The sequence below is a fragment of the Porphyrobacter sp. MBR-155 genome (assembly GCF_040547625.1).
Lineage (GTDB): Bacteria > Pseudomonadota > Alphaproteobacteria > Sphingomonadales > Sphingomonadaceae > Erythrobacter.
On record NZ_JBEPQB010000001.1, the window covers coordinates 255772 to 268025 of the forward strand.

The 12254-nt window shown below is 63.7% G+C and carries 10 protein-coding genes and 1 tRNA gene; 6 read left to right on the plus strand and 5 right to left on the minus strand.

Annotation, left to right across the window (positions count from 1 at the left end; translation table 11 throughout):
* Positions 1-23: 23 nt before the first annotated feature.
* Complete coding sequence (gene queF / locus ABIE62_RS01235) at positions 24-509, plus strand: preQ(1) synthase (protein ID WP_354322854.1); 486 nt, start codon at positions 24-26, stop codon at positions 507-509.
* A gap of 31 nt (positions 510-540) precedes the next feature.
* Here the strand turns inward: queF and ABIE62_RS01240 are convergent, their stop codons facing one another.
* From ABIE62_RS01240 to ABIE62_RS01255, 4 genes are all read right to left on the minus strand, one after another.
* Positions 541-2730, minus strand: a complete 2190-nt coding sequence (locus ABIE62_RS01240) for a putative bifunctional diguanylate cyclase/phosphodiesterase (RefSeq protein WP_354322856.1) — start codon at positions 2728-2730, stop codon at positions 541-543.
* A 253-nt stretch (positions 2731-2983) separates the two neighbouring features.
* Positions 2984-3059, minus strand: a tRNA-Thr gene (locus ABIE62_RS01245).
* Positions 3060-3087: 28 nt separating this feature from the next.
* The gene (locus ABIE62_RS01250) at positions 3088-3969 is read right to left on the minus strand and encodes a hypothetical protein (protein ID WP_354322857.1); all 882 of its coding nucleotides are present in this window, start codon (positions 3967-3969) and stop codon (positions 3088-3090) included.
* 81 nt (positions 3970-4050) lie between these two features.
* Positions 4051-5373, minus strand: a complete 1323-nt coding sequence (locus ABIE62_RS01255; protein ID WP_354322859.1) for a replication-associated recombination protein A — start codon at positions 5371-5373, stop codon at positions 4051-4053.
* 115 nt (positions 5374-5488) lie between these two features.
* On the opposite strand from ABIE62_RS01255, the gene ABIE62_RS01260 reads away from it, so the two are divergent.
* Both ABIE62_RS01260 and ABIE62_RS01265 read left to right on the plus strand, forming a co-directional pair.
* Positions 5489-6133, plus strand: a complete 645-nt coding sequence (locus ABIE62_RS01260; RefSeq protein WP_354322861.1) for a PadR family transcriptional regulator — start codon at positions 5489-5491, stop codon at positions 6131-6133.
* 76 nt (positions 6134-6209) lie between these two features.
* On the plus strand, positions 6210-6644 hold the full coding sequence (locus tag ABIE62_RS01265; protein ID WP_354322863.1) for a hypothetical protein: 435 nt from the start codon (positions 6210-6212) through the stop codon (positions 6642-6644).
* A gap of 46 nt (positions 6645-6690) precedes the next feature.
* On the opposite strand, the gene ABIE62_RS01270 is transcribed toward ABIE62_RS01265, so the two are convergent.
* Positions 6691-7890, minus strand: coding sequence for a glycosyltransferase family 4 protein (locus ABIE62_RS01270; protein WP_354322864.1), 1200 nt, complete (start codon positions 7888-7890; stop codon positions 6691-6693).
* 165 nt (positions 7891-8055) lie between these two features.
* Between ABIE62_RS01270 and ABIE62_RS01275 the strand changes: the two genes are divergently transcribed.
* The 3 genes from ABIE62_RS01275 (at position 8056) to ABIE62_RS01285 (ending at position 12167) form a co-directional block, all read left to right on the plus strand.
* Positions 8056-9234, plus strand: a complete 1179-nt coding sequence (locus tag ABIE62_RS01275; protein WP_354322866.1) for a phosphoserine transaminase — start codon at positions 8056-8058, stop codon at positions 9232-9234.
* Between the two features lie 122 nt (positions 9235-9356).
* Entirely contained in the window at positions 9357-10952 is a 1596-nt protein-coding gene (gene serA, locus ABIE62_RS01280; RefSeq protein ID WP_354322868.1) for a phosphoglycerate dehydrogenase, read from the plus strand.
* A 99-nt stretch (positions 10953-11051) separates the two neighbouring features.
* Positions 11052-12167, plus strand: coding sequence for an ATP phosphoribosyltransferase regulatory subunit (locus ABIE62_RS01285; protein ID WP_354322869.1), 1116 nt, complete (start codon positions 11052-11054; stop codon positions 12165-12167).
* Positions 12168-12254: the final 87 nt, after the last annotated feature.

Consider the following 12254-nt stretch of genomic DNA (forward strand, 5'->3'; position numbering starts at 1 on the left):
ACCAATCGCGGCAACAGCGCGGCATGGAAAGCACACCTGAACAGCCCGCGGCCAAGCCGACACTGGCCCCGCAATTCCTTGGCAAGGATACGCCCATGCCAACCTCGCCAGAGGATGCGCGGCTCGATTACGTGCCTAACCCGCGCCCGGGCCACACCTATCTGGTGCGGTTTGCCGCGCCCGAGTTCACCTCGCTCTGCCCGGTGACGGGTCAGCCCGATTTTGCCCATCTGGTGATCGATTATGTGCCGGGTGAGACGATTGTCGAGAGCAAGAGCCTGAAATTATTCCTCGGCTCGTTCCGCAATCACAATGGCTTTCACGAAGATGTGACGGTCGGCATCGGCGCGCGGCTGTTTGATGAAATGCGCCCGCAATGGCTGCGAATTGGCGGATACTGGTATCCGCGCGGCGGCATTCCGATCGATGTATTCTGGCAATCCGGCACGCCGCCCGAAGGGGTGTGGCTGCCCGATCAGGGCGTCGCCCCCTATCGCGGGCGCGGTTGATCGTGTTCGGGTTTGCCAAGCCAAGCCCGAATCACATCGCCAGATCCAGCTGCAAGAAACGCGGCGCGGTTTTGTTCGCGGCGCGCCATTTCGCCAACGGGAATGCGCCTGCGCCCAGCGCTGCCAGCGGGATGCCCGCTTCGGCCAGCGAATAGGGTGAAATCCGATTGCGGGTCATGAACCCACCCCCGCCGTCGCTGATCAGCGTGGTTTCGAATTGCAGTCCCTGGCTGCTTTCGGAGGCATTCACCACCTTGCTCACCACCAACTGGCCGTGGCCCAGATCAAGCACCACGTCGGTGCCAACCGGCACCCCGGCCAGCCCGGTTATGCGCGCGCCCGATTTGGACAGGTTGCGCAGGATCACCTGATAATAGTGATCCTCATGAATCAACCCGACCTTGCGGAAGATCGAAATGCGATCGGAACGGTGGCGCGGCGGGCCGTTCGGGGTGACTTTCATGGCGCAGTTGCTGACCTGCGCCAGCACTTCTTCCTGCGGAAGCGCCTGCGAATAGATATAGCCTTGCACCAGATCCGCGCCGCGCTGCTTCACCAGGTCAAGCTCGTCCATTGCCTCGACCCCTTCGGCGACGGTTTCCATGCCCAGCGCCTTGGCCAGCGCAACGATGGCGGTGATGATCGCCGGGTTGGTATCGCCATTTTCGGTGCAGCCGCGCACGAAGCTCTGGTCGATCTTGAGCTTGTCGAAATGCCCGTGCTTGAGATAGCCGAGCGATGAATAACCGGTTCCGAAATCATCCAACGCCAACCGCACCCCCAGCTTTTTGAGATCGCGGAAGATCGCGTCCACTGTTTCCAGATCACCCACAAACACGCTTTCGGTGATTTCCAGCTCCAGCCGCGATGGTGACAGACCGGACACTTCGAGCGCAGCGGCGATTGTATTGCGGAACCCAGCCCGAACGAACTGCTTGGCAGAGACATTCACCGCGACCTTGATTGCCTCGGGCCATGCCATCGCGTCGATGCAGGCCTGGCGCAGTGCCATGTCTCCGATTCTGATTATCAGATCGTCATTTTCCGCAATCGGGATGAATTGCGTTGGGGAAATCACCCCCTGTTCGGCGTCATGCCAGCGCAACAGCGCCTCAAAACATTTGACCTCGTTGGTGACCGGATCGACCAGCGGCTGATAGGCGAGCGTGAGGTCGCCCCGGTCCACTGCATCGCGCAGGCGGTCGCCCAGCACCGCCGTGCGCGAGGCTTCATCGCGCAGTTCGGTTGTAAAAAAGCAGAAGGTGCCGCCGTTGGTGCCTTTGGCGGAATAGAGCGCCATGTCCGCCGCGCTTGTCAGTTCGTCGGTGTCGATCCCGTCATAAGGCGCAATCGCAATCCCCACCGACGTGCCGATAATCGCGCGGCGTCCACTGACCTGATAGGGCTGCGACACCGACTGGACGATCCGGTTGGCCAGTTCGCTCAGGATCCCGCGGTCATCCATGTCGGGCAGCAGGATCTGAAATTCATCGCCGCCCAACCGTCCGACCTCGCCGCGATCCTTGACGATAGCGGTCAGACGCTGCGCGACCTGTTTGAGCAATTCGTCGCCCGCCGGGTGGCCCATCGTGTCGTTAACCTGCTTGAACCGATCGAGATCCAGCATCATCAGCGCGCAACTGCGCTTGGTGGCCCGGAACGCGGCCAAGGTTGCGGTCAGCCGTTCGTTCAGTTTCCGACGGTTGGCCAACCCGGTCAGCTCATCAACCTGCGATTGCCGCGCGATCTGCGTTTCGTAGAAATACTGGCCCGAAATATCGACCGCGCTGCCGCGGTAGCCGAGAAATTCGCCGGTGGTATCCAGCAGCGGCCGACCATTCAGCCGCCACCAACGGGTGGTGCCGCGGCCGCCTTCGAACGCGACGATCTGTTCTTCCAGCTTCGACCGCGCCTTGAGCTTGAACGACAAGGAACGCTGGGTCGGGGCGCCCGGCTCGTTATCGATATCGCGGAACGTCTGTGCCATCGGTTTGCCGATCAGGGATTCGCCATCCTGACCAAGGTCTTCGAGCGCGCGCTGCGACAGGAACGTCAGGCGATCATCGGCATCGGTCGCCCAGAACATGCCGACGCCAAGTTCTTCTATGTCACTGAGCACTGCCGTGCGTTCGGGCCGGGCGTCACATGGCGCCGGGGCGGGAACATCGGCCTGCGCCTGCCCAGCCTGCCCGCGCACGGATTTGAAGAAGCCCAGTGCCATTGCCTGTCCCTGTTTTTACGTCGTCATTCGTGCGTGGGCTGCACTGCTGTATCGGCCACTGACCTTGGTCATAGGCAAGGTTCACCCCGCCAGCAGGCCTATAGCCCCGCCGGGATTGAAAAAACGTTACAGCAACTTGCGGTGGGGCCGTGGGCAAGAGGGTTTGTTCGTGAGGTTGGGGAGATGCCCCGTCGCTTGCGCTCGGGAGTTTCGATGGAAAACCATCCCCCGGATGGTTTTCTCTGATCGAAACTGGTGCCGGCTACAAGATTCGAACTCGTGACCCCCTGATTACAAATCAGGTGCTCTACCAACTGAGCTAAGCCGGCACATGGCTTGTCCGAACGCGCCTTAATCTTACAACGCGCCGAAAGTCCAGCCTTCGGTGTGGGCGATGGCCGGGGTTAGGCTGGGCGGGTGCCACAGATCGCGGGTTTCGTGGACGCGGCGCAGCCATGCGGCGGTGATCAGGGCGTCGGAGGCATGGTCGTCAATCGCGCCTGCGCCCTGCACCGGGGCGGTGTCCAGCGTATCGAGCGCCTTGTTCAGCGCCTCGTAAGTCCGCAGCTTGGTTGCCGCGCCGGTCATCCCGCCAAGCCGCGCCGAAAGCGAGGTGTAGATTTCAGTCACCACCGATCCGCTGTCCGGCAAGGGATCGACCGGCCACACCGGCACGCGCCCAGCCAGGCGGTGCAGCATCCGCATTCCGGTGAGGCTCGATTTGCCGACCTGCGCCGCGCCGACGAGGTTGAAATTGCTTACCGGCCGCACGCCCTGCGCCCGCTGCGCGGCCTCGGCCACCCGGAACCGCCCTTCGCGGGTGGCTGCGCCGGGCAGGTGGAAGCGGTCGCCCTGATGATCCTTGCCGTGGCGGAAATAGCGGGCGGCCTCGGCGTGGGTGACGAAACCGCCTGCCTCAAGGTTGGGATCGCCGGCGCACAGGCGGTCGATCATGGCCCACAGCGCGCGTGCATCGCCGGGGCTGGCGTCCCACCCGGGAAAGAACGCGCCTGCATCGGCGAAAGGCAGGCTGATGCCGAGGTCGAGACCGACCAAACTATCGCCGGGCAGATCGCACAGCAGCGCCAGCACTTCGCTGCGCGCCCAGCCTTTCGGATCGGGTGGGGCGATCAGCAAGGGCGGCCCGCCCTCGGCCAAGGCAACAGCGAGCGCGATGCCTTTCTGGCGCGGGCCTTTCGCGCCTGACCAGTCGATCGCGAGGAAGTGGGAGAAGCGCAAACCTAGTGTGCGCTCCCGCGCAGGCGGGAGCCTCCGGCGGCTCGGCGCAATCTCGCCCGAGATCCCCGCCTGCGCGGGGACTCACATTTCATTGTGCCGCTCGCTGCGCAGCTTGTCCCAGTACTCCAGCCGCTTCTTCACCTCACGTTCGAAACCGCGTTCGACGGGCGTGTAGAACACCTGCGGTTCCATCCCTTCGGGCCAATAATCATCGCCCGAAAAACCATCAGGCGTGTCGTGATCATAGGTATAGCCCTTGCCGTAGCCGAGGCTTTCCATCAGCCCCGTGGCCGGGTTGACGATGTTCATCGGCGGCATCAGGCTGCCGGTGTCCTTGGCCGATTTCCACGCGGCTTTCTGCGCCAGATAGGCGGCGTTGGATTTGGGCGCGGTGGCGAGATAGAGGCACGCTTGCACCAGCGCCAATTCGCCTTCGGGGCTGCCGAGGAAGCGGTAAGCCTCCATCGCTGCCATGCATTGGGGCAGGGCGTGGGGGTCAGCCAGCCCGATATCCTCCACCGCCATCCGCACCAGCCGCCGGGCGAGGAACAGCGGTTCTTCGCCAGCGGTCAGCATCCGCGCGAGGTAATAGAGCGCGGCCTGCGGATCGCTCCCGCGCACCGCTTTGTGCAGTGCGGAGATGAGGTTGTAATGCCCGTCGCGGTCCTTGTCATACACCGCGACGCGGCGTTGCAGGAACGCGCCCAGCGCCTGCGGGTCGAGCGGCTCGGAAAGCCCGGCGGCATAAAGCGTTTCGGCCTGCCCCAGCACAAACCGCCCGTCGCCATCGGCCTGCGCGATCAACGCGGTGCGGGCCTCTGGCGTGAGGGGGAGGGGGCCTTCGAGGTTTTCCGCCTTCGCCAGCAGCGCCGCCAGCGCGCCTTGATCCAGCCGGTTCAGCACCAACACCTGCGCGCGGGAAAGCAGCGCGGCGTTGAGCGCGAAGCTCGGATTCTCGGTGGTCGCGCCCACCAATGTCACCACCCCGCGTTCGACAAACGGCAGGAACCCATCCTGCTGCGCGCGGTTGAAGCGGTGAATCTCGTCCACGAACAACAGCGTCTTGCGCCCCGCGCCCGCGAATTTCTCGGCCTCGGCAAAGGCTTTCTTCAAATCCGCCACGCCCGAAAACACCGCGCTGATCGCGGCAAAGCGCATTCCCACCGAGTCGGCCAGCAGGCGGGCGATGCTGGTCTTGCCGGTGCCGGGCGGCCCCCACAGGATCATGCTGGAAAGCCGCCCCGCCGCCACCATCCGCCCGATGGCGCCTTCGGGGCCGGTCAGATGTTCCTGCCCGACGACCTCGGCCAGCGTCGCGGGGCGCAAACGGTCGGCCAGCGGCGCATCGGCGGCCGCCGCGGTCAATGATGGCTCAGGTGCGTCTTGTCCGAACAGATCAGTCATTCATCGGGCGTGATAGGCGCATGGTCGGAAAAAGAAACAGCCGACCGCTGCGCCCCTTGTCAAGATAGGTCTAAGATATATCTTGGATGTATCACAACGCACGGAGGAACGGGCAATGAGCTGGAACAGATATGGTCGCGGCAATGGCTGGGACAAATTGGGCGAAGCCATCGCAATGATGGCGGCAAGCAATGCAGCGGGCAATTTCGCCGGCCCGCGCATGAAGATGGGCTGGCGCTGGGATAACGACGAGGCCGGAGACGACGAGGATGGCTCTCGGCGTGGTCGCCGCCAACGGCGCGGGCGGATGTTTGCCACTGGCGAATTGCGGCTGGCGCTGCTGGCGCTGATCGCGGAGCAGCCTTCGCACGGTTATGAACTGATCAAGCAGATCGAGGAAATGACCGGCGGCGGCTATGCCCCCAGTCCCGGTGCAGTCTATCCGACGCTGCAACTGCTGGAAGATGAAGGCGCGATTGCCGAGGCTGAGGCTGAGGGCGCGAAAAAGCCCTTCGCTGCGACTGACGCAGGCCGCGCCGAACTCGACGAACGCAAGGACGAGGTCGATACGCTGATGCGGCGTCTGGGCCGCCATGCCGAGCGCGCGCACACGGTGCGATCACCCGATCTGTTCAGGGCGATGGGCAACCTTGCCAACGTGCTGAAAAACCGCGCGGTCAGCGGCAAGCTGGACGAACGCACGATCAACGAAATCGTCGACATGATCGACGAAATGGCCAAGCGGATCGAGCGGATTTAGGCTCGGATTGCACCCGAGGTCGCAGGCGCGTATCTTTCCTCCATTCGGGTCGCACCGGATGGGGGAGGGAACGCCTGTGAACACTGAGACAATCGGCGGCGTGCGAACGCCGTGGCACCTGTGGCTGGCGGGCATTGCCACGCTGCTGTTCAATGCGATGGGGGCGATGAGCTATACCATGACGCGGCTGGACAAGCTGGCCGATCTGGGCATGACGCTCGATCAGATCGCTTTCATGGAAAGCTATCCTGTGTGGGCCAATGGGCTGTGGGCGCTGGGTGTGTGGGGCGCGTTGGCCGGGTCGGTGCTGCTGCTGCTGCGCTCGCGTTTTGCGGTTGCAGCCATGGTGGTCGCGCTGGTCGGCCTGATCGGCACCACGTTCTATAATTATGCGCTGGTCGAGGTTCCGCCAAGCATGCAGGCTCCCGCGCTTGACGTCGCGATCTGGGCGGTGACGCTGTTTCTGCTGTTCTACGCCCGCCGTATGGCGCTGGCAGGGGTGCTGAGATAGCCCAAACGCCAAGCAGGGGTTGCAAAGCGCAGCCTTTGGCGAACCGTCAGGCCACTTTCGTCGCCGCGCTTGCCCGCGCCGCGCGGCGGGATTCTATCACCCGGATATAGGTATCGGCGACCACTTGGTTGATCGCGTCCCAGCTGTATTCGGATGCCCGCGTTTCGCCCGCCGCCCCGTGGGCCGCACGCAACGCCCGGTCGGTGCAATAGGGGGCAATCGCATCGGCAAAGGCCGCTGCGTCGGCATCGGTGCTGCCCGATGGGGCCACCAGCCGTCCGGTCACGCCCTCTGCCACCAGACTGGTGCTGCCGGTCGCGCCCGCAGCCACCACCGGCAACCCGCTCGCCATGGCTTCAAGGGTGACGTTGCCAAAGGTTTCGGTGACGGACGGGTTGAAGAATATGTCCCCACTGGCGAGCGCCTGGCCCAAACCATCACCGGTCTTGAAGCCAACGAAGGCCGCGCCGGGCAGGTTCGCTTCGAACCAGCCGCGCGCCGGGCCATCGCCGATCACCATCACCTTGTGCGAAACTTTGCGGCGGCGCAGTTCGGCGATGGTTTCGGCAAAGACATCCAGCCCCTTTTCCATCACCAACCGGCCCAGAAACACGATAGCGACATCATCATCGGCAAGCCCGATGCTGCGCCGCCATTCCGGGTCACGGCGGGCAGATGAGAAGATCGTGCGATCCACCCCCCGGCTCCACAGCCCGATATCATCGTGCATCCGCATCGCGTGTAATTCGTCGATCATGCTCTGCGACGGGGCGACCAGGGCATCGCAGCGGTGATAATAGCGCCGCAGCATATAGATGATCAGCGGTTCCAGAAACGCCATGTTGTAATAGCGCGGGTAGGTTTCAAACCGGGTGTGCACCGATGCGAGCACCGGCACATCATGCGCCAAAGCCCAGCGCAGCGCCGCGTGGCCCGATGGGTCGGGCGATGACAGGTGGACGATATTGGGCGCAAACTCAGCCAGATCACGCTTTACCCGCGCGCCCAGATGGGTCGGCATCCGGTAATCGCCGCGCCCTTTGACCGGCATCGGCACATTGGGCAGGCCGACGAGATCACCCGTGGCGGCAAAATCGGGGTTGGCGACCTTGGGCGAATAAATGCGCACCGCCGCGCCATTGCCGAGCAGCGACCGGACCAGGCGGTTCAGCGCCTGATTCGCCCCGTCGAGGGTGTAGTTATAATTGCCGCTGAACAGGGCAATACGAAGATCGGAGGTGTCCATTGATCGGCCTGATTAGTAACATTCGGTTCACTTGGCGAGAGGGGATTGGCTGCCGGATCGGGGAGGTTGGCAAATCCTTCATTGACTTGGCTCGCGCCGCCATTAGAGCGGCCAGCGGGCCACGCGGTCCCAACGCCGCGCGAGCTCTCTGCAAGGAGAGAATACATGACTGAGTATGCAAGCGGGCTCATGCACGAGCCTGCGCTTAAGCCTGAACGCCCGTTCTTTTCGTCGGGCCCCACGGCAAAATTCCCCGGCTGGTCGCTGGATAAGCTCAAAACTGAATCGCTAGGTCGCTCGCACCGCTCGTCGCTGGGCAAGGCGCGGCTGAAATATGCGATTGATCTGTCGCGCGAACTGCTGGGCATTCCCGATGATTACCTGATCGGCATCATGCCCGCGTCCGACACCGGCGCTATCGAGGCGGCGATGTGGGCGATGCTTGACCCTGCGCGCCCGGTGACGGTTGCCGCGTGGGAAAGCTTTGGCAATGTCTGGATTCAGGACGCGGTGAAGCAGCTCAAACTGCCCAACCTGCAAGTCCTCACCGCCGATTATGGCGAAATCCCCGATCTCACCACCATCCCGCAAGCCAACGACGTGGTGTTCACCTGGAACGGCACCACCAGCGGCGCGATGATCCCGAACACCGACTGGCTTGAGCCGGGCCGCGAAGGGATCACCATCAACGACGCCACCAGCGCGATCTTCGCGCAGGAAATGGACTGGTCGAAGCTGGATGCGACGACCTATTCGTGGCAGAAGGTGATGGGCAGCGAGGCGCAGCACGGGATGCTGATCCTGTCGCCCAAAGCCGTCGCCCGGATCGAAAGCTACGATCCGCCGTGGCCGCTGCCCAAATTGTTCCGCATGAAAAAGGGCGACAAGCTCAACCTCGGCATCTTCGCGGGGGAGACGATCAACACCCCGTCGATGCTGGCGACCGAGGATTATATCGCGGCGCTGGAATGGGCCAAGAGCATCGGCGGGCGCAAGGCGCTGGTCGAGCGGGCCAATGCCAATGCCGGAATCGTGAAAGACTGGATCGAGGCGACCCCGTGGCTGCGCAACATGGCGTCCGACCCGGCGCAGCAGACCAACACCGGTGTGTGCATGGTGTTTCAGGGCGAGTGGTATGACAACCTGTCGCCCGAAGATCAGGCCGCGGTGCCCAAGAAAATCGTCAAGCTGCTCGAAGACCGCAATGTCGGCTTCGATTTCAACGGCTACCGCGATGCACCGCCATCCTTGCGCATCTGGTGCGGTTCGACCGTGGAGCAGGAGGACGTGAAACGTCTGCTGCCGTGGATCGAGTGGGCCTATGAAAGCGTCAAGAACGGCTGATAGCTGCCGTTAGTCTTTGCGTCGCCCCGGCCCCGAGCCGGGGTCCCGCTTCTCTATATCCCTCCCGCAAGCGAAGCGGGATCCCGGATCAAGTCCGGGATGACGAGTGTAAGGTATTTCCCATGACCAATGCCCAAACCAAACCCCGTGTTCTCATTTCCGACAAGATGGACCCCAACGCCGCGCGCATTTTTGAAGAGCGTGGCTGCGATGTCGATGTGATCACCGGCGAAACGCCCGAACAATTGATCGCGCGCATCGGCGAATATGATGGCCTTGCGATCCGTTCGTCGACCAAGGTGACGGCGGCGATCCTTGATGCCGCCACCAATCTGAAAGTGATCGGCCGCGCCGGGATTGGCGTCGACAACGTCGATATTCCCTATGCCAGCGGCAAGGGCGTGGTGGTGATGAACACCCCGTTCGGCAATTCGATCACCACCGCCGAACACGCGATTGCGCTGATGTTCGCGCTCGCGCGGCAATTGCCCGAAGCCAACGCGAAGACGCAGGCGGGCGAATGGCCCAAAAGCGGGTTCATGGGCGTGGAACTGACCGGCAAGACGCTGGGCCTGATCGGCGCGGGCAATATCGGGTCGATCGTCGCATCACGCGCGCTGGGCCTGCGCATGAAAGTGGTCGCCTATGATCCCTTCCTGACCGAAGACCGCGCGGTCGAAATGGGCGTGGAAAAGGTCGATCTCGACACGCTGCTGAGCCGCGCCGATTTTGTCACGCTGCACACGCCCTTGACCGACGAGACGCGCAATATCCTCAATCGTGATCGGCTGGAAAACGCCAAAAAGGGCATTCGCATCATCAACTGCGCGCGCGGCGGGTTGATCGACGAAGCGGCGTTGAAGGATTGCCTCGAAAGCGGTCAGGTCGCGGGCGCGGCGCTCGATGTGTTCGCGGTTGAACCGGCCAAGGAAAACCCGCTATTCGGCGCGCCCAATTTCATCTGCACCCCGCATCTTGGCGCATCGACCACCGAAGCGCAGGTCAATGTCGCCTTGCAGGTGGCCGAACAGATGGCCGACTATCTGGTCAACGGCGGTGTCACCAACGCGCTCAACATGCCGAGCCTGTCGGCGGAAGAAGCGCCCAAGCTGCGCCCCTATATGGCGCTGGCGGAAAAGCTGGGCAGTCTGGTCGGTCAGCTTGCCCACGGCAACCTCACCCGCATCAGCATCGAACGCGAAGGCGCGGCGGCGGAATTGAATGGCAAGCCGATCACGGCGGCGGTGCTGGCGGGGTTGATGCGGCAATATTCCGACACGGTGAACATGGTCAACGCGCCGTTTCTGGCGAAAGAGCGCGGGCTGGATGTCAGCGAAATCCGCCACGAACGCGATGGCGCGTACAACACGCTGATCCGGGTGACGGTGGACACCGCGCAGGGGCAGCGTTCGGTTGCGGGCACGCTGTTCGGCAATGAAGCGCCGCGTCTGGTCGAAATTTTCGGGATCGGGATCGAAGCTGATCTGTCCGGGCACATGCTCTACATCGTCAACGACGACAAGCCGGGCTTCATTGGCCGGATCGGCACGTTGCTGGGTGCGCGCGGTATCAATATCGGCACTTTCAACCTTGGCCGACGCGAAGCGGGCGGGGAAGCGGTGCTGCTGCTCAGCCTTGACGAAGCCCTGACGCCGGACGTGGTGGCCGAGGCCGAAGCGCTTGACGGGGTGAAGCTGGTCAAGGCGCTGGGGTTTTAGGGAAGGCTTGCATTTCATCGTCACCCCGGCGAAGGCCGGGGCCCAGAAGCGCGGGGCGGGCTGGTTCCCGGCCTGCGCCGGGATGACGTACGAGTGAAAATGACCAAACCCAACGATCTCCTCCCCGAAGGCCTCGAAGACCGCCTGCCGCCCGAAGCGGCGCGGATTACGGCGGCGATGCGCGCCTGCCTCGCTGTGCTCGATGCCCACGGCTATGACCGGGTGCGCCCGCCGCTGCTCGAATTCGAAGCCTCGTTGGCAGGGCGGATGGTAGGTATCGCCAAGGGTGAAGGGCGCTCGATGTTCCGCTTCGTCGATCCGGCGAGCCTGCGGACGCTGGCGCTGCGCAGCGATATCACCCCGCAGGTCGGGCGGATTGCGGCGACCAGCCTTGCGGGTGCCGCGCGCCCGCTGCGGCTCGCCTATTGCGGCGATACGGTGGTGATCAAGGCGAGCCAGCTCGATCCCGCGCGTGAACGCCTGCAATTGGGCGCCGAACTGATCGGCGCGGATAGTGTTGCCGCCGCAAGCGAGGCGGTGATGCTGGCGGTTGAGGCGCTGAAGGCCGCCGGGCTGACCGGGATTTCGGTCGATTTCACGCTGCCTGATCTGGTCGATACGCTGAGCGCCCACGCCCTGCCTCTCGCGCCCGACAGCATCGAAGCGGTGCGGCGCGAGCTGGATACCAAGGATGCGGGCGGATTGAAGGCGGCGGGCGGTGAGGCCTATCTGCCGTTGCTCTATGCCACCGGGCCGTTTGCCACGGCGCTGGCGGCTTTGCGCGAAGTGGACGCGGGCGGGGCGCTCAAATCGCGGCTCGATGGGTTGGCGGCGATTGCAGCGGCGGTGGGTGATGCGGCCCGCATCACGCTCGACCCGACCGAACGCCACGGGTTCGAATACCAGTCATGGTTCGGGTTCACGCTCTATGCCGATGGGTTGCGCCGTGCGGCGGGGCGGGGCGGCACTTACCGGATCGCGGGGAGCAATGAACCTGCAACCGGGTTTACGCTCTATCTTGATCGGCTGGCCGAGGCCGCGCCGCAGCCCGAAGCGGCGCGGATGGTCTATCTGCCGCTGGGCCATGACCGCGCGGCGGCGGCGGCGCTGCGCGCGCAGGGCTGGCGCACGGTCGCGGGGCTGGCCGAGGATGAGGATGCGCGCGCACTGGGCTGCGGGTTTGTGCTGGACGAAGGCGGGGTTCGCGAACTTTGAAGTTATCGTCGCCCCGGCCCCCGAGCCGGGGCTTGGCTGGCCTTTTCGCCGTCATTAAGAAGTGTTATTTCACTTGGCATACCTAAG

What these genes read in the sequence shown, in the direction of transcription:
- queF (WP_354322854.1), top strand. Translation starts at nt 24, where the DNA reads ATGGAAAGCACACCTGAACAGCCCGCGGCCAAGCCGACACTGGCCCCG.
- ABIE62_RS01240 (WP_354322856.1), bottom strand. Translation starts at nt 2,730, where the DNA reads ATGGCACTGGGCTTCTTCAAATCCGTGCGCGGGCAGGCTGGGCAGGCG.
- ABIE62_RS01255 (WP_354322859.1), bottom strand. Translation starts at nt 5,373, where the DNA reads ATGACTGATCTGTTCGGACAAGACGCACCTGAGCCATCATTGACCGCG.
- ABIE62_RS01260 (WP_354322861.1), top strand. Translation starts at nt 5,489, where the DNA reads ATGAGCTGGAACAGATATGGTCGCGGCAATGGCTGGGACAAATTGGGC.
- ABIE62_RS01270 (WP_354322864.1), bottom strand. Translation starts at nt 7,890, where the DNA reads ATGGACACCTCCGATCTTCGTATTGCCCTGTTCAGCGGCAATTATAAC.
- ABIE62_RS01275 (WP_354322866.1), top strand. Translation starts at nt 8,056, where the DNA reads ATGACTGAGTATGCAAGCGGGCTCATGCACGAGCCTGCGCTTAAGCCT.
- serA (WP_354322868.1), top strand. Translation starts at nt 9,357, where the DNA reads ATGACCAATGCCCAAACCAAACCCCGTGTTCTCATTTCCGACAAGATG.
- ABIE62_RS01285 (WP_354322869.1), top strand. Translation starts at nt 11,052, where the DNA reads ATGACCAAACCCAACGATCTCCTCCCCGAAGGCCTCGAAGACCGCCTG.